This is a genomic window from Psychromonas arctica DSM 14288 (assembly GCF_000482725.1).
Lineage (GTDB): Bacteria > Pseudomonadota > Gammaproteobacteria > Enterobacterales > Psychromonadaceae > Psychromonas > Psychromonas arctica.
Genome location: NZ_KI519483.1, coordinates 51,282 through 75,881 on the forward strand (window position 1 = coordinate 51,282; position 24,600 = coordinate 75,881).

Sequence of the window (24,600 nt, forward strand, 5' to 3'; positions counted from 1 at the left end):
CTCAGATAAATAAAACTTAATAAAGAGGCTTTACCATGAAACCTGTTCAACAAAGAGAATTTGATAAAACGTTATTTAAATCTGAAGTGTTAAATCACTTAAACACGACTTATGCAAAAACCGAAGAGACAGCGACGACGCATGACTGGTACCTTGCCTTAGGACGCGCATTAGCTGGGCTAACTACCTTTGATTTATTAGCGACTGAGCAAGATCCGAAAATTAAAAATGCGAAAAGTGTTAATTATTTATCCTTAGAGTTTTTGATTGGCAGACTGACAGGCAATAACCTAATTAGCATGGGTATTTACGATCAAATTAACGATGCGATGCAAGAAATGGGACACAGCCTATCGGATTTACTTGAAGAAGAGCGCGATCCGTCATTAGGAAATGGTGGTCTTGGTCGTTTAGCTGCTTGTTTTATGGATTCATGTGCAGCCCAAGAATTCCCTGCTATTGGTTACGGGCTACATTACGAATATGGGCTTTTCAAGCAATCCTTTGAACAGTGTCATCAAAAAGAAGCACCAGATGCATGGCGAGGTGTAGAAGGTTACCCGTGGGAAGTTGCGCGCCCAGAATATGCGCAGGAAATAGGATTTTATGGGCATGTACAGCCTGTAGTTGAAAATGGCAAAGAAAAGCGCCGCTGGGTACCTGGTATGTTCGTAAAAGGCATGCCGTGGGATCTTCCGATTGTTGGTTACCAAAGTAATACTGTTTATCCATTACGTTTATGGGAATGCCAGGCGATTGCACCATTCTCATTAGAAAGTTTCAATAATGGACATTATTTTGAAGCACAACATGCACTTATCGATGCTGGTAATATCACCAAAATTCTATATCCAAATGATAATCACGAAAAAGGTAAAACACTGCGTTTAATGCAGCAATATTTTCATAGTGCCGCGTCAATCAAAGACATTTTACGTCGTCACGATGAATCTGGACATAATCTCAAAGATCTTGCTCAATACGAATCCATACAGCTCAACGATACTCATCCAACGATCGCTATTCCAGAATTAATGCGTATTTTGATTGATGAAAGAGACATGAGTTGGGACGATGCTTGGGCTATTTGTAGCAAAACATTTGCCTACACTAATCATACGCTACTACCTGAAGCGTTAGAAACTTGGTCTGAATCGTTGATTCAAAGCTTATTACCTCGACATATGGAAATTATATTCCATATTAATCACTTATTTATGCAAGAAGTACGAGAAAAATGGCCGGGTGATGTTGAGAAACAACGTAAATTATCCATTATTCAAGATGGTTTTCATCGTAATGTTCGCATGGCAAACCTATGCGTAGTTGGCTCTTATGCGGTTAATGGTGTTGCAGCTTTGCATTCTGCTTTAGTTAAACGTGATTTATTCCCTGAGTTTGATGAGTTGTATCCTAACCGTTTACAAAATATCACTAATGGCATTACCCCTCGACGTTGGTTGAAGTTCTGTAATCCAGCATTATCTCAATTAATCACTGATAAAATAGGTGATCAATGGCCTGCGGACTTAAGTCAACTTAACCAAATCGCTGAGTTTGCCGAAGATAGTCAATTTCAAAATGATTATATGAATGTAAAAAAATTGAATAAACAGCGTTTGGCCAGTTGGGTTAAGGAACATATGGATATTGAACTAGATAGTGATGCTATTTTTGATGTTCAAATTAAACGTTTACATGAATATAAGCGCCAGCATTTAAATTTATTACATATTTTGTCGCTTTATTATCGTCTATTAAACGAACCTACCTTTGATATGGTGCCGCGAGTTGTTTTCTTTGCTGCAAAAGCTGCGCCCGGTTACCACCTTGCAAAAGAGATCATCTTCGCTATTAATAAAATTGCTGAAACCATTAACAATGATCAGCGAATCAACGGCAAGTTGAAAGTCGTATTTATTCCTGATTATCGAGTCAGCATTGCTGAAATCATCATCCCTGCTGCGGATGTTTCTGAGCAAATATCAACGGCAGGTAAAGAAGCATCAGGCACAGGCAACATGAAAATGGCATTAAATGGTGCGTTAACAATCGGCACAATGGATGGTGCAAATGTAGAAATTCGTGAAGAGGTAGGTGACGATAATATTTATATTTTTGGGCTCGACGTTGATGGCGTTGAAGCTGTACTAAGCCGAGGTTATAACCCCTTCGACTACTACCATACTAATCCGTTATTAAAAGCTTCATTAGACTTGTTACTTAGCGATGTATTTACACCTAATGAGCCAGGAAGGTTGCGTACTATTTATGATGCGTTGTTGGATGGCGGAGACCCTTACCTGTGTTTAGCGGACTTTGCATCATATATTCATGCGCATGAAGCGATGGATAAACAATACCGAGATAAAAAGGGCTGGGCGCGTAAAGCTATTATGAATACTGCATTGGTAGGCAAGTTTAGCTCTGACCGTTCTATTCGAGACTATGCTAATAATATTTGGAAGTTATCGGCAGTACATCGTTAATCGCATTGAGTGAAGTGTGCTAGGCGCACTTCACTTTTTAATTTATTAATCTATATGCCCATTTCACAGTAGTCGCCATTATAAATGCTGAATTCATTTATAAAAAAAGAACGAAAAATAATGGGCTCACATTAAGCAGTGATATTGATCAGCAAACATGCTTTGGTATTACGCTAAAAAATTTGAGTAGGGTTGATAGTCTTTTACTTACTAAATAAACCATGGTTTTACCATCATTTTTTGCAGATTGTTTTTACATTTGGATAAGGTATATACCATTCAATATTCTTATTAACAGTAGCGAGCTAATGTTTGGCCATGATCTTTTATTAACGAGTCTTGATATTATGCCCACGGAGAGAGCAATGAACGAACAATCAGTATTAAAAAAAGTAGCCAAAATGGCTAAAATCTCAGACCGTTACATTAGTGCCTGGGGAAATGAAGCTTATGTTAAAGATGAAACCATCGAACAACTATTAAGTGCGTTAGGCTACGATACGACTGATGATCAAACGTTGTTAAAATCTGCACAAAAAAGGCATAAAACCGAAATATTAGCACCCGTTAAGGTCATTAAGGATCCACAACAACCGATTGAAATTGAATTAAACCTTGGTTTAACCGTGCGAGAAAGCGAATTTAGTTGGCAAGTTATTACAGAGAATGGCGAAGTTTTAGAAGGTTATTTGCAATCACAAGTGATCAAAGATGAGCGCTCAAATGGAGGAGCGTTGATTTTTCAACTACCTAAATTACCGTTAGGGTATCACCAATTAACGGTTACTCGTAAACGCCGTAAAAACCCGTATCAAATGACTATAATCATTACGCCTGAATCTTGTTATAAGCAGTCTAGTTTACTTAAAGGTGAAAAACTTTGGGGTCCAAGCATCCAACTTTATACGGTTCGCACCGCATATAACTGGGGAATAGGAGATTTTGGCGATCTAAAGCAGCTAATAACAGAAGTCGCTTCCCGTGGCGGAGATTTTATTGGCCTAAACCCGATCCATGCACTATTTCCTGCCAACCCTGAAGGGGCTAGCCCATATAGCCCTTCTTCTCGTCATTGGTTGAACATTATGTATATTGATGTGACAGCTATCCCTGAGTTTGTATTGAGTAGCGCGGCGCAGCAAAAAGTCGGATGCATCAAATTTCAACAACGTCTCAAAAGTGTGCGTAAAGATGAATGGGTTAATTACAGTGAAGTAGCGGCATTAAAATTAAGTGTATTACCCCTTTTATTTAAAGAATTTGAAATTAGGCATCTTTCTAAAGAAACAGAGCGCGCGGAGGCTTTTCATGATTTTGTGGCGCAAGGTGGAGAAAGTTTACAGCATCAAGCGGCATTTGATGCGCTACATGCCCACTTGCATCAACAGGATCCTTCTGTTTGGGGCTGCCCAGTATTTCCAAATAAATATAGCAAGTTCAGCAATATAGAGGTACATCAGTTTATTACACAAAACAGATCACTGGTTGAGTCTTATTTATATTATCAATGGATTGCTGATACACAGATTAATGAAGCTCAACAGTTTGCAGAAGAATGCGGAATGTCGGTCGGCTTATACCGTGATTTAGCAGTAGGCGAAGCAAACTCAGGTTCGGCAAGTTGGGCTGATAATGGACATCTGGTACTTGATGCAAGCATCGGAGCACCACCGGATGTGTTTGGGCCGTTAGGGCAAAATTGGGGACTGCCACCTCTGAACCCTCAAGTACTTAAGAACTCAGGTTATGCTCCTTTCATTGCGTTATTAAGGGCTAATATGAAACATTGTGGTGCGTTAAGAATCGATCATGTTTTGGGTTTATTACGCTTATGGTGGGTACCTAAAAATAAAACTGCGGCGGAGGGGGCTTACATTTATTACCCTGTTGAAGACTTGTTAGCTATTTTAGCGCTTGAGTCACATCGACATCAATGTGCAGTAATTGGTGAGGATTTAGGTACTGTTCCAGATGAAATTGTCGATATACTGGCAAGCTCGGGTATCCATTCTTATAAATTGTTTTTTTTCGAAGTCGCTGAGGACGGTGGTTTTTTCTCACCTACCCATTATACAGAACAATCTATGTCAGCACTTTGTACACACGATATGCCAACGCTTAGAGGGTTCTGGCATTGTGAAGATCTGCGTATGGGTAAAGAACTTGGTTTGTATCCAGATCCTGTTCAATTAAAAGCTTTATATGATGAACGGTTACGATCTAAACAAGAAATACTTAATAGCCTTGCCTGGCATGGACTCTTGCCTGAAGGTGTGGGCAAAGATGCAGCCTTTGTTCCAATGGACAGTTACTTGAGTGAAGCGCTACATTTGCACCTCGCTGCCGGTTCATCTGCATTGTTTAGTGTGCAACTTGAAGATTTGTTAGAAATGGATATGCCTGTCAATATACCTGGAACGGTCAATGAATATCCTAACTGGCGACGTAAATTATCAGTTAACATCGATGATATTTTTCAAAAACAGTCGGTAAATCGCTTAGCTAAACAAATGACCCAATTGCGCTTAAAAGCTAGTCATTAATTGTTTGTGCTGGAGACTATATTCTCTCTAGCTCTATCGTTGAGCAATATAATCGGTAATAAAGCCTTTCTTAGCAAAGCTTTATTACCCGTTTTAAATTGCTATTCGTTTGGGATTTTCCTCTCAATTTAAGGACTCATTTAACTATTCACTTAACTATCAACTTAATTATCAACTTAGTTATCAATTCAATTTTAAACATTAATCATTAAACTCATCCATTTTCTTCATTTAACATTATCATTAAGCTGGTTGAGTATGGAGCTACCTAAATTTACTTAATTAAATACAACTACTTAAATACAATTACTTAAGTACAAGCCTAGATTCGTATAATAAGTGGTTTCATAAAATAATTTGATGTCGTCATTCTATATAGTCATTTCCTAAAGAATAAATGACATAAGCATTGTAAATAGAGTCTGTGGTAATAAATGTAATCGTTGAGTTATAAGCGATATCGAGTATTTGATTGTTTATAGACTGTGTCGGTTATGGGTTATTATTTTTTGTGTGCGGGAAGGGGGAAATCATCAGTTGTGAGTTATTAATGTATATTGCATTGCCAATGTTGGAACAAAAAGTGTTGGAATAGTAAATGCTGCACTATTTGCTCAGTATCTGTGAGCATTTACTATTGAATTTATATTTTTGTTAATTTTGTCTTTATTTTTCAGCGATCATCGCATCATAATCAACACCGCTTTCACGGTGAAGACGGCGACAGGCTATACCATCTCTGTGGAATAAATGACAACGATGCGCAGTTAAACCCACATTGTATTTTTGACCAACTTCCACATCAAGCGTATCTGCTGCTCTATATATAACATCTGCATCTGCACTGGCTAGGTTCATGTAAATTTGGGTTTCATTACCTAGCTTTTCTACGATTTGTACTTTGCCTTCGATAGTGGCATCAGCTTGTTCTGCATTCAGTAAATGTTCAGGACGAATGCCTAATGACATTCGATCGCCTATAGTCACTGTTTTACCTTCTACAGGTATCCAAAAGCTTTCATTATTTGCTAGTTTGACTTTGACTCGTTCATCCTCTGTATCTTCAATCGATACGCTCATGAAGTTCATCTTAGGCGAACCAATAAAGCCGGCTACAAAACGATTGATTGGATAGTGATATAGTTCAAGAGGGCGACCCACTTGTGATACTGAACCCGCATCTAATACTACGATTTTATCGGCCATTGTCATTGCTTCTACTTGGTCATGAGTCACGTAGATCATAGTGCAGCCAAGTTTACGTTGCAGTTTAGTAATTTCACTGCGCATATTGACGCGTAATGCGGCATCCAAATTAGAGAGTGGTTCATCAAGCAAAAAGACATTTGGCTGTGATACCAGTGTTCTGCCAATGGCGACACGTTGTCGTTGCCCACCTGAAAGTGCTTTAGGTTGACGTTCAAGTAAGTGAGTTAATTGTAAAATGTCCGCCACATGATGAACACGTGTATCTATTTCAGATTTTTTAGCTTTAGCTAACTTTAAACCAAAGGACATGTTGTCGTAGAGGTTAAGATGCGGATAGAGTGCGTAGGATTGAAATACCATACCGACACCCCGTTTTGATGGTTCAACATCATTCATGCGTTCTTCACCGATGTATAAATCACCAGAAGTAATTTCTTCAAGGCCTGCTATACATCGTAAAAGTGTGGATTTACCACAACCCGATGGACCAACAAAGACGACCAGTTCGCCTTCTTTTATTTCAAGATCGACATTTTTAGAGATAAGTAGCTTGTCGTAAGCTTTACATACATTTTTTAAGGTGACACTGGTCATGTAGTTTGTCCTCGATTAATTTTTATGTTTACGCTCATGATTTCTGTTGTTTATTCCTGAACTCTTATTTAGGAATTTTTATTTATGAAATTTGAAACCATTAATTGTGTTTTATATTAATAAATAATTGCTGCCGTTGATGTATCCTTCTTACAACATTTCTTTTTATTAACAACGAACTAACTAGATACACTTTATAAATACCGAGATTGCATAATTTGTTATGTAAATGGTAGTAAAAAAGTATAAATATTAGCGATAAATTGGTTTTATTGGCTATTTTTAGCCGCAGTTAGGGATCGCTGAAACGAAAACGTAAATAACACGATCTCAATCTATTACTAGTGATTGATAGTATGCTTATTTTAGACCATCTATACATCATCCTAGTGCAATAATTTGTAGGAGGAGGACAGAGGAGGGGAGGGATAAGACATATTCAACAAAGTGCAGATGTCATTCCACTAATTTGCATTAATTATGATGATTACTATCACACAAAAATTGAATTTGAGATCTTGATCTCGGTTATAGGTAGAGCTGTGTCACGAAAATAGAGTCGAACCCATGGGGCGTAGTGGATAGGATGATGATTAAGCGTTTTAACTTCTAGATAATAAAGTTCGAAATATGGCTTACCCAACGGCTAGCCCTCCATCACAACTAAAAAGGATATTAACATGAAAAAAAATCTAAGTATCGTTGCGCTTTGCACCATGGCTGCATTGGGTTCTTTTAATGCCAACGCGGCGATTGAAGAGGGGCAGCTTACTATCTGGATCAATGGCGACAAAGGGTACAATGGACTTGCTGAAGTCGGCCAACGCTTTGAAGAAGATACTGGTATTAAAGTTACTGTTGCTCACCCTGATGCACTACAAGACAAATTCCCACAAACGGCATCAACGGGCGATGGTCCTGATATCGTTTTTTGGGCACATGACCGTTTTGGTGGATACGCAGAAGCAGGTTTGCTAGTTGAAGTGACCCCTTCTAAAGAAGTGAAAAACGGTATTGTCGATTTTGCTTGGGATGCTGTGCAGTATAAAGGTAAATTCATTGGTTACCCTGTGGCTATTGAAGCGCTATCACTTATTTATAACAAAGATTTAATTGCTACGCCTCCTGAGAATTGGGAAGACATCACGGCGCTGAATACTAAACTGCAAAAAGATGGTAAATCGGCGATTATGTGGAACTTAAAAGAACCTTACTTTACTTGGCCTTTAATGGCTGCTGATGGGGGGTATGCTTTTAAGCCAACGTCTACCGGTTATGATATTAAAAATGCTGGTATTAATAATGCGGGTGTAAAAGGGGCAATGACGTTTGTAAAACAATTGATCGATAACAAGGTTATTTCTCCTGATATGGATTATTCCGTGTCTGAATCTGAATTTACTAAGGGCAATGTTGCAATGACTATTAACGGTCCTTGGTCTTGGGGCAATATTGAAAAAGCTGGCATTAATTATGGTGTGACTACTTTACCTAAATTTAATGGTAAAGATTCTAAACCATTTGTTGGTGTATTGACCGCGGGTATTAGCACTGCGTCACCTAATAAAGACCTTGCTGTTGAGTTTATTGAAAACTACCTACTCACTAACGAGGGTTTACGTAATATTAATAATGATAAACCGCTTGGTGCTGTTGCATTGAATTCATTTCAAAAAGAGTTAGCTGCTGATGCACGCATTGCGGCAACCATGAATAATGCAAAAAATGGTGAAATAATGCCAAATATCCCACAAATGGGTGCATTCTGGGGAAGTGCAAAAAATGCCATTATCAATATCGTTGATGGTCGCCAAGCAGTAGATGCAGCGCTTGCAGATGCAGAAAAACAAATGGTCAAATAATGACGTTGTTAAGGAGTAAACATCAAGTTTATTCCTTAACACTGGAGAAAGCATTGCTTTCTCCTCATTTTAATTTTTTTCGACTCCATCAATAACACATCACTACTATTAATCATGATGAAAAACAGTTAGTGGTGGCGTTGATTTTAGTAAACAGGGTTCTATATGCAGTCAGTTCAAGGTTCTGGTGCCATTGCACCATCTCCACTTCCTCTTAGTTGGGGAGTGATAATAAAATGGGCCATTTTAGTTTCAGTCGCTATCGTAAACGGTTATGCGTCGATTGTAATGTACTCTCGTGGAGAACTAGCATTTGCATTACTTACCGTCATATTAACATCACTGGCACTGTATATTTTTGGTAGTAAAAAGACCTATGCTCATCGCTATATTTATCCTGGTATTGCGGGCATGATCCTATTTATATTATTTCCATTGGTTTATACCACTAGCCTCGCATTTACTAACTACAGTGCTAAAAACCAATTAACGATAGAACGAGCACAAAGTGTCTTGTTGGATAGAACATTTCAGAGCGGTCAAAGTTATCCATTTAATCTCTATCAGACCGAACAAGGTTTTCGTATAGCGGTCATTGATAATGGCCAAACGCTCGCGACAGATGATTTTACAATGGATATTGTAGCCGGACAAAATGTTGAACTTAAGGCCGTACAAGAAGTTGATGGTAAAAAACAAAAAATAAAATCAATTATCAAAATTAGGGCAAAGCTCAACGACATTAATTTAACTATGCCAAACGGCACAGTGGTGGGCATGAGTGGGCTACGGAAATTTGCCGCCATACAACCTCTTTATAGCATGCAATCGGATGGCGAAACATTATTAAACAATGAAACTGAGCAGCGACTTAAAGCGAATATGGAAATAGGATTCTATCAAGTCGTTAATGAAAATAACGAATTTATAGGAGACCCTATCTCGCCTGGTTTTGTCGTCAATGTCAGTACTGCAAATTTTGAGAAGGTATGGAAGGATGAGGGGATTAAAGAACCTTTTATAGGGATCTTTATTTGGACCGTTGTATTTTCAGCATTGTCTGTATTTTTGACCTTAATTATCGGATTGGTGTTAGCTAGTGTGGTGCAATGGGAAGCACTAAAAGGGCGCGCAGTGTATCGGGTATTATTGATATTACCTTATGCGGTTCCCGCTTTTATCTCTATTCTTATTTTTAAAGGGTTATTTAACCAAAGTTTTGGTGAAATAAATATGGTGTTAGAAGCCCTGTTCGGCATTAGCCCAGCTTGGTTTTCAGACCCTATCACCGCAAGAACCATGGTGGTGATTGTTAATACTTGGCTTGGTTTCCCTTATATGATGATCCTGTGTATGGGGCTTTTAAAAGCGATTCCACATGATCTTTACGAAGCGTCTGCAATTGATGGTGCAGGGCCATTAAAAAACTTTACTAACATTACTTTCCCTCTAATGATTAAACCATTAACACCGTTATTAATTGCAAGTTTTGCTTTTAACTTTAATAACTTTGTAATGATTTACCTATTAACGGGTGGTGGGCCGAATATGATTGGCACTACTGAACCGGCAGGTTATACGGATTTATTAGTGAGCTATACCTACCGCATTGCATTTGAAGGAAGTGGTGGACAAGACTTTGGTCTAGCAAGTGCCATTGCAACAATTATTTTCCTATTAGTGGGCGGCTTGGCATTGCTAAATCTTCGCTTCACAAAACTTGAACAAGATTAAGGAGTTTTCCGATGGCTATAGTACAAGGCAAGAATTTAAAGTATAGAGTTTGGGCAACACACATAGCACTTTGGGTTTTTCTATCATTTATTATCTTCCCGTTATTAATGGTAATCGCAATTTCATTGCGTGAAGGTAACTTTGCAACAGGCAGCTTGATACCCGAAAATCCATCTTTAGAGCATTGGAAGCTGGCATTAGGTTTCTCTGTTACTAACGTAGATGGTAGTGTCACGCCGCCCCCATTTCCTGTATTAACCTGGTTATGGAATTCAATTAAGATTGCGAGTATTTCTTCAATTTTAATTGTTGCCTTGTCAACAACTTCTGCTTATGCTTTTGCGCGTATGAAGTTTGGTGGTAAGAGTGCTATTTTGAAAGCGATGATGATTTTCCAAATGTTTCCGGCAGTACTGGCATTAGTTGCTTTGTATGCGTTATTCGATAAATTAGGACAATACATTCCGTTTCTTGGATTAAATACCCATGGCGGATTGATCTTTGCTTATTTAGGGGGGATTGCACTGCATGTTTGGACCATCAAAGGATACTTTGAGACCATTGATAACTCGCTTGAAGAAGCGGCTGCTTTAGATGGTGCTACACCTTGGCAAGCATTCCGCTTAGTGTTGTTGCCTTTATCGGTTCCGATATTAGCTGTTGTGTTTATCCTTTCGTTTATTGCTGTAGTTGGCGAGGTGCCTGTTGCTTCACTATTATTATCAGATGTTGATAACTATACGTTAGCCGTTGGCATGCAACAGTACTTGTACCCTCAAAACTATTTATGGGGTGATTTTGCTGCAGCAGCGGTACTCTCGGCATTGCCTATTACTGGTGTATTTTTACTCGCACAACGTTGGTTAGTGGGTGGATTAACAGCTGGAGGTGTGAAAGGGTAGCATCCTTAACTTCTAGATAGCTTTAATAAACGCAATTTATCCCACCTTGTAAATTGCGTTTTTTTTTAACTATTTTAAGCCTACTTTAATCATCATTGATTGATTGATTGATTGATCCATGAATTAATTTTATGAGTAGCCGTTCTCCCTCCTTATTTGTGATTATACGAGATTATTACCCTTGTAATTATTTTTATGTGCAACTATAAACTAAATATTTATATTTTCTCCTCTGTTTTTATCTATGTTATTAATAGGCATTGATAATGAGAATTAATGTTTTTTAAGAAAAAATAAACTTAAATAACCTCGTCCTAAGTCGTTCTGACTGTATTTACACATATCGCTAAGCTAAAGGTACTAAAAGAAAATACTATTGAAAGTGAACATTTCTTATTCATGTTGTTGAAAGGTTTTGTGTGTTGAAATAGTTCTTGGTTGGTTTTTTTGATTGGTTTAGGGCTGGTGTTAAGGCTATTGATAGAACTAGATTCAAGGTTGGCTTTTGTTAATGTCTAAATGAACTAGAACAATTCGATTGTATTGTTACTCATGTACATACTCATGCTATCTTGATCGCGTTATTGCAGTGGTTTGCGCATCATGAGGGCATTAATAGGCATTGATTTATGACTATTAATTATTGGATGCAGCTTATTGATGTTTTTTATAAGCAGTTACTTATAAATAGAGAAGTGAATTGTCTCAACACTAAGTCACTTTTTACTGCATTGAGACAATTGATATAATCGGTTAATGGCCAAAAAAAGCAACCACAACGGTATCGTCTTTCAAACTTCTACTAAACACATAAGCATTATCGTGGTTGATAACGTTATGTTTTCCTGCTCCTATTGCAGGATGATTTTTTCTAAATTTAGCAATCGTTTTCCAATGTGTTAGCAAGGATTGACGATCTTTATCTAAATCCCACACCATGTCAGAGCGGGTGCCTTGATGAAAATCATCAGCATATGGACCAATTTTTCTTGCCACTTCATCGCCATAATAAACTTGGATTGCGCCAGGGGTGAGCAACAATGCATTTGCCGCATTTCTTTGCATCTGTAAAGAGTTAAAGCGACTAAAAAATAGCTCAGTATCGTGTGATGACATGTAACTGACCGGATTGAAGTCTTTGCTTTCCTGTATCGTATTGGCATAGTTTTGGTAGGTATTCTTCATTTGGCTGAAACAAGCAGCGCCTTTATCCATTTTCTTTTGCAAATCAAAATTAATCAAAGCGTCAAACCCATCATCAAAATAAGGACTACGATAAGCTGTATGCCCCCACACTTCACCCATCATAAAAAAGGGTAAACCTGATTCACCGTTATTGTTGCGCCATGTCTCTAAACTGTTAATACTTTCTGACTTTAACCTTTTCCAGACACTGGGTTCAACATGCTTAACGGTATCGATTCTAAATCCATCAATACCAAACCGTTTCACCCAATCGGTTTGCCACTCTATTAAATAATCTGACACAGTAAAATTAGCTCGTTTAGCAACACGAGTACCTGCATTATTGAGTAGCCATTCAGGTGGCGCTACCGCTTTGGTTGATTCTGTTATCATATCGGGTAATCCTGCTAAAGAGGACGAAATATCGCTGTTCCCCGGTGACTGATAACCGGGGAAAGTTGCTCTTATCCAATCTTTTCCCCACCAATGTTGCCATTGCGAACTTTTATAATTAATTTGCTGGTGAAAACTATGCCAGTTTTGTTCTGACATGGGCTTCCAAGCAGACCATTGAGGTGGCCAATTTGATTGAGGTGTCACAACATCGATTTTATCTATTTGAAGATCGGCTAAGGTAGCATAACCTGCATGGTTAATTACTACATCTAGTAGTACCTTCATCCCGCGTTGATGGGCCTGTTTGACTAACTCATTTAAGTCTTCATCATTTCCAAAATTTTGGTCAATTTTAGTAAAATCTCGTGTCCAGTATCCATGGTAAGCATAAAAGGGAAAGTTACCTTTCTCTCCACCGCCAACAAACCCATGTACTTGCTCGACAATCGGAGATAACCAAATAGCGTCAGTGCCTAAACTTTGAATGTAATCTAGTTTTTGAGTGACACCTTTAAGATCACCGCCATGAAATGTGCCGACTTCATCTAAACCGTCGCTAACACGTCCATAAGATTGATCATTACTAGTATCTGCATTATTAAAACGGTCAATCATAACAAAGTAGATATTTGCATTTCTCCAATTTAATGGGGGTTTCTGTTGAACTGTGCTTGCTGTTGGCAACTTTTCAAGTAGCACTAATCCACCGCTATCAGGGGAAGGTGTGAGCGTTACCTTATTGTTTTTAACTTCGACAATATGGCCCGAATAAGCATCACGTAATTTTGTCGATTCATTGAATAGATTATCCAGATTAATAGTAACTGCGCCTCCTGAATAGACTTCACACTGCAGATCAGGAATAGGGCGTTTAAAGGTAGTTTTTTGTGAAGTTTTAGGTTGCCGATTAATTTTTAAGGAAGGGGGGCTTTCATTAAATGTGAATGCATAATCTCCGCTAAAACGCACCCGTAAATCAAGCTCTGTTGGCTCACCACAATTTAATGCTAAAGGCTTATTAAATTTTACTTTTTGTGCATTTACTGAAGCACATTTTCCATTAACCTCAGAGATATTTATGGTGTAACTATCTTTTGAAAGCGGGACAACCAGGGGATGTTCGTCTTCAAGTGTAAACTGTCGACTATTTGTAGTGGTAGATATTGCAATATTGGCTGCGAAAACGTTCGGAGCACTGATTAATAACGTGAGAAAAAGAGTATTAAGTTTCATCATTTTACCTTCTTTTAATTAGCTTATTACATCATATAAAATTGTATCTATTGACACATCAACCGTCCATCTACGCCTCAGATTTTTAAAGTAGACCCCTATTATAAATGGTTTAAGGGTGATACTTCTGTTTATGTAAACAGGTAAACTAATAACATCTTGATCATTTAGTTATGCTGTTATTGCGTTTTATAGTTATTCAGTTAACCAACTATTCAACAATAAAGTAACCACGAGCCATTTATGAAAAAAACTGTTTTTACTTCTCTAATCTGTAGTCTATTTTGTTCTACGTTAACAGCTTATCCTAGTACTTTAAGCTTACCTTGGTTATCACCTATGTTAGGTGACAATATTCCCGGGTGGTCTGTTGATGTATTAAATAAAAATCAGGATCTATTTGATTGTGGCGAAAAAGAAGAAGGTAAAGAGTATTGCTCTGAAGTTGTTAATTACTATACAACGCCTGTACAGGGACATTTATGGTTAGCAAAGGGAAGTGTAAACAAAATTCAACTAAATGCGCCCTTTACCGCAAATAATTATTCCAAACTTCAACTCAATATTCGTAAGGATGGCTATGTTTTAGCTTGGGTTGAAATTGCAGGAAAACATATTGATATTATTGATCAACTTAAGAACAAACCGTTTCATATTGTTGATAGAGAAGTGATTATGTTTATGAACTCGGGCAGAATATCTTCACCTAGAAGGCTACTGTGGTACCCTGAGACACAATATCAACAAGCCAATCCAAGTCGATATGTTGAGTTTGTAAGTGATGGTGTTACGATAAATGTGAACTTTTTTAAGCTTTAAGGTCACTGACGGGCTCAAGCTATTGCTAATGATGGGTAACTATCAAACTATCAAACTATCAAACTATCAAACTATCAAACTATCCATCAATCAATTAATCTATCAATAGTAAGGTAGGTGGTTGCAATCAACGTCAGTAAAAATATCTGCTGGCGTTGATTTTAAACTAGAACATTATTTATTGATTAGTGAAGGTATTTTAACTCTTGGCGTAGGTAAGTTGCTGCACCTAGTAAACCTGGATTTTTGTGAGTAATAACAAAAGTAGGTATTTTCGTTAAATAGTCTTTTAAACGTCCTTTTTCTTCAAAATATTGTCTGAATTCACTGGCTTCAAAAAATTCAAGAAAACGCGGCACGATGCCACCAGCAATATAAACACCACCCGTACAGTTCAAGCTCATGGCGAGATTACCTGCAAAACTGCCCATTATTTGACAAAAGATATCCAAAGTTTGTCGTGCTATTACACATTTATGGTTTAGTGCTGCTTGGGTTATTTGTTTAGGCTCAATAAATTGAGGGTTCAGTTGCGATAAGTCACACAGACTTTGATATAAATTAACGATACCTTGCCCTGACATCACTTGCTCAGCAGAAACATGGCCAAACTTAGCTTGTAATTGAAACAAAATATCCGCTTGTTGGTGGGTGTTTGCAGTGAAGCTAACATGCCCAGCTTCACCTTCTAGACTGATCCATTTATCAGCGACTTTTATGATATGTGATACACCTAATCCAGTACCTGGCCCAAAAACAGCGGTGTTGCCATTTTCCTGAACTGTACCCGAACCAATTTTTAATTTATCTGATGGCGTTAAGAAAGGCAATGCCATAGAGATCGCGGTATAATCATTGATCACATATAAAGTGCTTAAGTTTAATTGTTCCTTAAGTGCCTTTTGTGAAAATGACCAACTTAAATTAGTCATGGTCACTTGATCATTTTCTACGGGGCAGGCAATACCGATACAAAGGTCATTAACTGCACTATGCAAGGTTGAGAAATAAGCTAACAAAGCTTGCTCTATGGAGGCAAAATCAGCGCAAACATACTCGACCAATTGGCTCAATTCACCAGTTTTAAGATCACAAACCGAAAATCTAATATTAGTGCCACCAAGATCGACTACAACCGCTGACATAGTTTCTCCTAAATACTTGTTAACTTTCAACTTAAATTTACCTTTTATCTTTTACTTATAACTATTGATTGCATCAACAAAAATTGTTTGTGCACCTTCTACTTGCAGATTTTTAGCTTCTTCTAAAAGCTTTAGTGCCTTTGGAATATCTTCATTTGCAACGGCATTTTGGATTGATTTTCTATAGAAACTTTCAAGGTTAATCCCAGCAGGAATATTATCACTGGTGTTAATGATGCGTGTTGTCACAACTTGATTGCTAGTAAGCGTTAAGCTTAAATTGCCATAGGCAACATGTTTAGCAAGCGGATCATCGATAATAGGTTGTACTGTATGCTTAGCAATGGCAAAGGCTTTTGCTGGGTGCAAAACTGGCGTTGAACCTGCTAAATCTTTTGCGGTGGTAAAGACCAATAATTTTAGATTATCTCCGCTCATATCAGGCATGATATTAAACTTAGTGGTAAATTTATCGTTATCTAATAATTTTGCCGGCTCGTAGGTAAAGTCGCTGAAGGGCTTTTGGTCAATAAGGTCGCCTGCTTTATTTAGGATAACAATATTAGGTGCATAAAAAGTGTTTTTGCTATCGACAAAACTTTCAATTTCTATATCTAAAGAACCTTTATTGCCAGGCAAAGTAAAGCTGGCGATAGGACCTGCACTTTCTCCGTTTAGCAATAATTGGTTTGACTTATCAATCGAAAATTTAATATCAGTTGGGATATCTAAGGCTGACCATGTGATCTCTGATATGTTCAATGCAACTTTATTTTCTTGAGGAACGTCGAGTGTCACTGTTTGTGTTTTTGCACAACCTACGATTAAAGTTGATAAAATAATTGGTGCTATCCATTTTTTCATGATTGATTATCCTAATTGTGAGTATCATTTCTGCCACTTTATATCTTCACTGATTAAGAGTGACCAATAATAAGTGTTTATTGTACCTGTATTTGAAAAGACGATTTGTGTTTATTCTTACCTATTATTTCATTCTATAGCTTTGTTAACATTGATTATTATTAGTTTATATTATTTTTAAATCATCCATGTCGCTGGATTTAAAATTTTATGGATAAAAATTTGGTTGGTTTAAAAATAATATCCCTTTAAAAGCTTATTTACTTGTTTTACTCATTCTACTTATTTTCAGAAGGCTAGGTTTCAAGAGTCTAGGTCTCAGGAGTTTAGATATCAAGAAGCCTTGTTTTAAGAAATCTAATTTTGATAAAAGATAATGCTCAATTAAGGAAGTAAACAACACAGTCGAGACATCGACTGTGTTGTTGATTAATAACTTACTGGCTTACCACCAAGCTTCAGCTTGAACACCAAACTGCATAGTACTGTCGTCACGACCACCGTTAAAGGCATTAGCACCGCTGTCTGCGTCTTGATTAATGTAGCTTGCATAAACACGGATTTCAGGACGTGCCCAGATGCTTGAACCTGCGGTCCATGCTTGCGCAATAGTTACTTTACTATTTTTGGTTTTATCACCGTCTGTGTCATCAATGTTATAACCTAACTCAAGGATAGTTTTATGATTCTCATCCCATTTGTAAACAGGACGAATAACCGCTGACATGGTTTTAGTTTTATCATGACCATCCCACATATCTTCACCAACGGCATAAACTAGCTGATGTAACATCTCAATATTTTCACCAAAACCAAGTACACCCCAGTTAATTACACGGTAGCCAGAAGCACCGTCATTTGCTTCAGCACCATACCAGTTACCGCTGCCGTAAAAGGCTAAAGATTTACTGTAGCCTTCAGTACCGTATTGGAATACTGTTTTATTGAAGCCATTATCTAAACCTTGTGTAAATTCAAAAGTTGTCATAACGCCATCTTGTGGATCACCAACAACATCATCAGTGTCATTGACCATCGCATAATCAAGACCAACTTCTAAGCTACCTTTTTCCCATAATGAAATCCCAGCATAACGAATATCAAATGTATTAACGTTTACTGAACCACCTTTGTTGCCACTATCGACAATATCACTACGGTCATTACGTACCCAAGCTAAAGAAAGTTTGCCTGGTCCAACTTGAATGTTTTCAACACCCGCACCTGCACCTGAAATATCCCAGTAGTAAAAATCCGTATGATGTACATCATGACGTTGGTAAAAACGCTTACCGGCCCATAAGGTTGCTTCCGGTGCTGCAGAAATTAAACCTTTTGCTTGGACGTTAAACTGACGTAAAGCGAATTGTGCGTCATCTTTACATTCTACTGCATCAGCAGAGCCTGAAGTGACAAGCTCACAAGAAGTACCGGTACTTTCCCAATCATTTGATCCGTTAGAGGTCATCGCAACCATTGAATCGAGATAAAATGTTTTGCCATTATCATTATAAACTTCAGACCCTAGCTGAATTTCACCATAAACATCGTCCTCATTACCTAAACGACCAATTTTATTTTTCTCGTGAGCAATTTGTTGTCCGCCATCTGCGTTCATGCCAACACCTGCACGAGCATAACCGTGAAAATCTACTGCAAATGCTGAGCTTGAAAGCAATGCGGTAGATACTGCTGCTGCGATTAAACTTATTTTTTTCATGTTATCAACTCCATTTTTAACTCGCTAATTTTAAAACGATTGGTTATTTATTATTTCTCCGTTATTCCTTTAACTTGTTAGATAGACAGTAAAAAGTTTAAGCAACAACAGGGTAGTGTTTAGGAGTTTCCTCCCTTCAAAGTGACTCAACGCTGACTATGTTAGGTGAGATAAAGATGGCTGACTTCCTCCACCTTTATTTTATTTAGGGGGGGGGGGGAAGGAGTAGAGTTACGCCATTAAAATAAAAATGTAGAAGGGGTCACGTATTTAGGGAGGAGGTGGCTGAAAAAGAGTGATCAAGGTAGTGTTACGGTACCATTTGAGCTTAAAATTGAGCGAAATTTGTAATCTCTTTCTAATTGTTTTACGCGACTAAATATTCATTAATGACGATAATATTGCGTTAAATCAAAACTCAATAAATTGCTAATATTAGCCCTTAAAATTAGATTGAAATTAATTCTAAAAAGAAGAGTGCACAATCGGCAAATAATGACCTGTAAGTTAACGTTGCAAGTTACTAGAGAAAGGCTTTTAATGCTTGGTTGCTGGTTAGTAGTTTGTTAAGTTGCTAAGTAGATACCCCTTTAGCCTTGAATGCTAAAGGGGATATAAATATAGTCTGTGATAGCATCAAATTAACATTAAATATGATTTTCCTTCTAAGATTAGATGTAATTTGTCTGATTCAATTTCAAACTGCTGCTCAGTCAATATATCTTGCATTGCACGATGCCATTGAAAGTCAATACAGATGTCTGCATCGGATTTGTTTATGACAACGATCCCTTTATCGCCTCGTGCAAAAACCAACAGATCTTGGTTAGATAAAATAGGGATCATTGGTTCACCATGGACATAATTATGAAATTTAATCATCTGTTGCATGCGTTTATTTTTCCAAGCGTTAACCCAACGTGGTTGTTGATTTTTACCTTCGATACCGCTGGTATTTAAATCCGCAAATATTAATGGCACACCACCATCCCTGCCTAATATATATGCATAAGCTAAGTATTCATTTTGTTCTGATAAAATCAAATCTTTAAAGCTATCGTTATTGGGAATATCATGGGTGATCACAAAGGTAATCGCTCTAAAGTTTACTAACGCCTGCCCAAAACAATAAGGGTCGATCAGTGATTCTATATTGCCATTTTCCTGAAACACGTCAAAAATAGTGTTAAATAATGGAAAGTCGTAGGACCCTAAGCTTGTTTTTTCAAGATAGGGTTGCAGAAATAACTCATACTCTTCTTCCGTCGCACCACCATCGGTTATTATTTCACCAAATACATGCATATTTTCAGTGATATCTTTACTCCAAACTCGTTGCAAGTGTTCGAGTGTCATGTGTTTTGCTGCATCGATTCTAAAGCCTTTTACGCCTAGCCTTTTAAGTGCTTTTAAGTATGACTGTTGTTGTGTTATCACATAGTCACATACTTTTAGCGTGGGTAATCCAGGGTCTTCTGCGCCGCCTGTTATTCTTCCATTTTGCACTTCCCAGCAATTTTTCCAGTCTTTAATACCAAAGCCATCAACAAAGTGTGTGCTATTAAACAGGGGTTTACTTAAATCACCAAAAAGAAGCAAAGATTGATAGTAAGATTTATTATCAGCATAGTGTTGAAGATCTTCCTGACTTGGGTACTGAAGATCAGTCCGTAGATAGGCTTCATTGGCCATATGATTAAATACAATATCGGCATAAACATGAAGATCATATTTAGCGAGTTGTTTTATCATATTAGAGAAATCGAGGGTATTACCAAGCTGATTATCAATAATACGATAATCCTGTGGTTGGTAGCGTTGCCACCATTCTGTGCCATTTTTATGTTTAAAAGATTTTAGTGGTGGTGAGACTAATACTGAGTGATAACCCATTTGGCTGATTATTTTTGCTTGCTTAGCAACCTCTGCGTATGACCAATCAAAGGCATGTAAAATTACATTTTCATTACCAAGTTGGTTACTTTCAATATTTACCCGTTTTGAACTGTCTTGATTCTTCAATACTTCGGACGTTGATATATCCAGTTCAATAGTGTGCATGTTAGATTGATACATCATTTTAGTTCTCCTTGGCTATTGCAGCTTGTTGCAATAAACCTAAATAAAATTCAACCCTACCTAAACTCAATCACTTAATTTTATTGTTTTTATATAAACGAAAAAGTTTGATGTAGTTTATTTTTACTCCCGTTCATCATAATTAGTTTTCAGAGCAACAGTACATTTATTTTCTATTAGAATATGTCTCATTATAAACGCTGAATAATGGAAGCAATCCACCCGATATCTATATTAGTAGGTTGAATCGGCGGGCGTAGAAGTAGAAGTAGTAAGGTGTTATTACATTTTTATCTGATATCTGAGCTTATTTTAGCCTGTGAAAAGGTACGTGATTATTAACCCCTCATTAAAGTGGCCTACGCTTAAAATTTTTATTATCAATACTTTATAGCCTACCCATATAGGCTATAAAGTATTATTGTTTACTCCATTTAATCTGTACTACTATTTTCTGATCTAAGCGGTCATTTTTTAATAAAAACTTAAATCTTTAATTGAAATAATGTGTTTTCTACTTTTGTTGTACAGCAAGTCCCTGCCCTTGAGATTCTCCTTGTGGTTTAATAAACACCGCAGTCGATAAGGCTGGAACAGTGAATGTTCCCTCCGCAAATGATGCACTACTGTCGACTAATCTCTGGTGTAATGTAAAGCCATTAGCGTCTGAAATGGGAAACACTTGTTGTTCATTAGTCGCATTAATAATAGTCACGATGGCGTCTATATTAGGGTCTAAATCTATACCTGCTGTTGCCCCATCATCAATACTCATTACGATTAATCCTGTTATTGAATCTGCACCTGTATTGTGGAAATCAACGCGTGCTTGTATTTCTGATTCAGTGGTCAAGCTAAATAAAGGGGAACTAGTACGAATTTTTAAAAGTTCTTTAAATCGCGTATCGGTCCACTCTATATCCGCAGTTGTAGGTTGAGCCTGTGGATCTTCAATAATTGTTTGGATTAACGGCCAGTTATCACCATCTTTATCCTGTCTTGGTAAACCCACATTCCAATTATTATTGCTCATATCAAAATTGACTGTATTAAACCAGTCACCTGAATCATAACTATCACGTTGCATTGATTTTGAGCGCAATAATTCAGATCCCATATGTAAAAACGGAATGCCTTGCCCCAATACGTTGACACTGAGCGATAATATTTGCATTTGTGCTCGTTGCTCAGAAGTTACCTGTGACGCTACTTTGTACATATTATTATCCCAAAGTGTTTGGTTATCATGCTTTGAAACATAGGATATGTTCTCTTGCGGATCTAAGGTATAACCCGCTTGCTGACCGTTGTAATCAATTTCTTCACCTTTTTTAACTACCCCTGTCTGATCTATCAATTTAAAGTTAGCGAGGTTGCCTGCCATGCCTAAGCGGATCATATCTCCATCTTTTCTTAACTTGAGTGAAGCTGCAGTAATATCTTCCTGAAGTTCGTTCCATAATCCTGCTGTGGCAAATCCTTGGTTTTTACGTAGATCACTACCGCCATCGAAGGGGCCTCCACCTCGAACTGCATCACGTAAGCGGTCTGAAAATGTTCCAATACCAGTACCGGCCATATTTAATTGTGTGGCTTGTATAAATAAAGCATCATTAGCTACCTCTCCAAAGTTCCAACCCTCCCCATAAAAGTAATTATCTTCATCAACGGCTTGAACAGCATTAAGTGCATCAATCATTAACTGCTTTGGTTGATGTCCCATTAAGTCGAAACGGAAACCATCAATGTTATAGTGAGTTGCCCAAGTAACTAATGAATCAGTCATTAACTTACCCATCATGGTATGTTCTGTCGCTGTATTTGAACAACAGGTCGAGGTTTCAATTCCGCCTGCTGCATTAAGGCGTTGGTAATAGCCTGGTACTATTTTATCCAATACAGATTTATCATTAGTACCTGCTGAGTTGGTATGATTGTAAACGACATCCATCACTACTCGATAACCCATCTCATGTAGTTCCATAATCAACATGCGGTATTCTTCGACTCGTGTAATGCCGTTTGCATTTGTTGCATAACTGCCTTCAGGTGTTGTGTAATGAAAAGGATCATAACCCCAGTTAAAGCTGTCATAAGCCCTTAAGTCGTTGAGTAAAGCTTGGGCTGCCCCTGTTGAAGAATCATAACCTGCGAGTACATCACGTATTATTGAGCCGTTTACTCCTTGATCACAAATCGCTGCAGAGTCATTTATTCCACATAATTTAGCGACCGTGTCATCTAACTGAACTTGCTGTTCAGGATCTTCATTGACCGTGGCAATATCAAACATATTCATCAGATGAATTACATTCATTCCATTATCAGCTAGTGATACTAATTGTTTATAACTCGCTCTATCTGACTCTGTAATGGCAGTGTATTTACCGTCTAATGCATCAGTGCCTCCATCATTAACTGCAGAGGTTAAATCTCGAAGGTGTGTTTCATAAATAAGTAATTGTTCTGGTTCTGTAACAGATGTAATAGATTGAGTATCCCAACCGCTAGGTTTGGCTTGGTTTTCTAAATCAATTACCTGCGAATAGTGACTGTTAGCTGATAAACTTAGAGAGTATGGATCTGTGACTTGTAATGTTTCAACGCTATTTAACGCGGAATGATAAACACTGACTTGATAACGATAATACAGGCCAAGGGTATTGGGGATGTCATCAGTAGCCCATGTGCCATTTGCTTTTCGTGCCATCGTGATAGCTTGACCGACTTGTACAAAATTTTGATCATAAAGGTAAAGAGATACTTTTTTTGCTGTTGGGGCCCATAGTTTAAATGTTGTACTATCACCATTGACGATGGCACCTAATTGTTCTGTCTGCGCACCAGTATCGCCCGTGGCATAAATTGTATCCAATGCAGGTGCAAGTTGTACGCCTGTGACTTCAAGGATTGTACCTTTGGCATTTTTAGCAACGAGCACTAATTGGCCTGACACTAATGTGTCAATGGGTAAGGTTAAATCAGCTGGAATAGTAAATTCAAAGGCACGGTAATTGTTATAGCGTTTACTTGTATTAGAAGGTAGGTGCGAAGTTTCTGTTAGTGTCATGGCGATGGTTGATGATTGTATTTCACCACTCGCATTGTCGATTGTAAATCCACCATCGGCGAGGTAATGAAGCTCATAAGAGGCGGCATCACCCACTTGCCATGCGATAGTATTAGCATTAATTAATGCGCCTTTTAGATCTTCTAACTTTACGGTAATAGCATCGTTGGGATTATCTAGAATTGTTGTATAATCTGCGCTTACAAAGCCTTGACGATCTGCAATAGTGGCAAAGGATAATTTTAGGTCAGCTGACTGACTGCCATTTGCTCTGACAATGAAATTAACGCAATCTTGAGCGGTTTGTTTTGATAATGGCAGGACCCAATAGACACCGTTTTCATCTTCACCAGTTGCAGCAACCCCTTGGTCCCAAACTTCAAACCCTTGAATACTCTCTCCATCTAAGGCACTACAAGCCTCATTATTCCAGACATGTAACGTGGAGTCTAAGCGGTTTTCTGAATCCGACATGAGATAGATCACCGCCTCATTTTCCTTTGCTTTAATCGCATTTGTAGGCGTTTGATCAATTGGATCTTTTTCAATAGGTATTTTATCAGTGGAGTTACTACTCTCGATACATGCTGTCAGTGTTGAAGCTATTAATAAAGGCATGGTATAGCGTGCTAACGTACTGAGTTTAAATTTCATATAGATGTCCCATTGGTATAAATAAATATTGAATGAAGTGCTGATCACGGCTTATTGCAGATCCTAAAGAAAGCGCTACTTAGTTCCTTTAGTGAAGTGGTT

General features: G+C 37.8%; 13 protein-coding genes. 6 read left to right on the forward strand and 7 right to left on the reverse strand.

Features of this window, described 5'->3' with window-relative positions; all coding sequences use genetic code 11:
- The first annotated feature begins 35 nt into the window (after positions 1 to 35).
- Together H592_RS0118595 and malQ are read left to right on the forward strand one after the other, a co-directional pair.
- Complete coding sequence (locus H592_RS0118595; protein ID WP_028870099.1) at positions 36 to 2,489, forward strand: glycogen/starch/alpha-glucan phosphorylase; 2,454 nt, start codon at positions 36 to 38, stop codon at positions 2,487 to 2,489.
- 365 nt (positions 2,490 to 2,854) lie between these two features.
- Entirely contained in the window at positions 2,855 to 5,032 is a 2,178-nt protein-coding gene (malQ, locus tag H592_RS0118600) for a 4-alpha-glucanotransferase (RefSeq protein ID WP_028870100.1), read from the forward strand.
- 666 nt (positions 5,033 to 5,698) lie between these two features.
- Here the strand turns inward: malQ and malK are convergent.
- Positions 5,699 to 6,835, reverse strand: a complete 1,137-nt coding sequence (malK, locus tag H592_RS0118605; RefSeq protein WP_028870101.1) for a maltose/maltodextrin ABC transporter ATP-binding protein MalK — start codon at positions 6,833 to 6,835, stop codon at positions 5,699 to 5,701.
- Between the two features lie 680 nt (positions 6,836 to 7,515).
- On the opposite strand from malK, the gene malE reads away from it, so the two are divergent.
- The 3 genes from malE to malG all read left to right on the forward strand — a co-directional run bounded on the left by malE (position 7,516) and on the right by malG (position 11,333).
- Complete coding sequence (gene malE, locus H592_RS0118610; protein WP_028870102.1) at positions 7,516 to 8,697, forward strand: maltose/maltodextrin ABC transporter substrate-binding protein MalE; 1,182 nt, start codon at positions 7,516 to 7,518, stop codon at positions 8,695 to 8,697.
- Between the two features lie 165 nt (positions 8,698 to 8,862).
- Positions 8,863 to 10,431, forward strand: coding sequence for a maltose ABC transporter permease MalF (gene malF / locus H592_RS0118615; protein ID WP_028870103.1), 1,569 nt, complete (start codon positions 8,863 to 8,865; stop codon positions 10,429 to 10,431).
- An 11-nt stretch (positions 10,432 to 10,442) separates the two neighbouring features.
- A complete protein-coding gene (gene malG, locus H592_RS0118620) occupies positions 10,443 to 11,333 on the forward strand; it encodes a maltose ABC transporter permease MalG (protein ID WP_028870104.1) in 891 nt (296 codons plus the stop codon).
- Between the two features lie 753 nt (positions 11,334 to 12,086).
- On the opposite strand, the gene H592_RS0118625 is transcribed toward malG, so the two are convergent.
- Positions 12,087 to 14,150, reverse strand: a complete 2,064-nt coding sequence (locus H592_RS0118625) for an alpha-amylase (protein ID WP_245600451.1) — start codon at positions 14,148 to 14,150, stop codon at positions 12,087 to 12,089.
- Between the two features lie 240 nt (positions 14,151 to 14,390).
- Here H592_RS0118625 and H592_RS0118630 point away from each other — a divergent pair, with 240 nt between their 5' ends.
- Complete coding sequence (locus H592_RS0118630; RefSeq protein WP_028870106.1) at positions 14,391 to 14,966, forward strand: hypothetical protein; 576 nt, start codon at positions 14,391 to 14,393, stop codon at positions 14,964 to 14,966.
- 185 nt (positions 14,967 to 15,151) lie between these two features.
- Here H592_RS0118630 and H592_RS0118635 read toward each other — a convergent pair whose 3' ends face one another.
- From H592_RS0118635 to pulA, 5 genes are all read right to left on the reverse strand, one after another.
- A complete protein-coding gene (locus tag H592_RS0118635) occupies positions 15,152 to 16,111 on the reverse strand; it encodes a glucokinase (protein WP_028870107.1) in 960 nt (319 codons plus the stop codon).
- Between the two features lie 51 nt (positions 16,112 to 16,162).
- Positions 16,163 to 16,975, reverse strand: a complete 813-nt coding sequence (locus tag H592_RS0118640; RefSeq protein WP_028870108.1) for a MalM family protein — start codon at positions 16,973 to 16,975, stop codon at positions 16,163 to 16,165.
- Positions 16,976 to 17,420: 445 nt separating this feature from the next.
- Positions 17,421 to 18,695, reverse strand: a complete 1,275-nt coding sequence (locus tag H592_RS0118645) for a maltoporin (protein WP_028870109.1) — start codon at positions 18,693 to 18,695, stop codon at positions 17,421 to 17,423.
- A gap of 636 nt (positions 18,696 to 19,331) precedes the next feature.
- On the reverse strand, positions 19,332 to 20,774 hold the full coding sequence (locus H592_RS0118650; RefSeq protein ID WP_211235692.1) for an alpha-amylase family glycosyl hydrolase: 1,443 nt from the start codon (positions 20,772 to 20,774) through the stop codon (positions 19,332 to 19,334).
- Positions 20,775 to 21,288: 514 nt separating this feature from the next.
- The gene (gene pulA, locus H592_RS22830) at positions 21,289 to 24,498 is read right to left on the reverse strand and encodes a pullulanase-type alpha-1,6-glucosidase (RefSeq protein ID WP_037072189.1); all 3,210 of its coding nucleotides are present in this window, start codon (positions 24,496 to 24,498) and stop codon (positions 21,289 to 21,291) included.
- Positions 24,499 to 24,600: the final 102 nt, after the last annotated feature.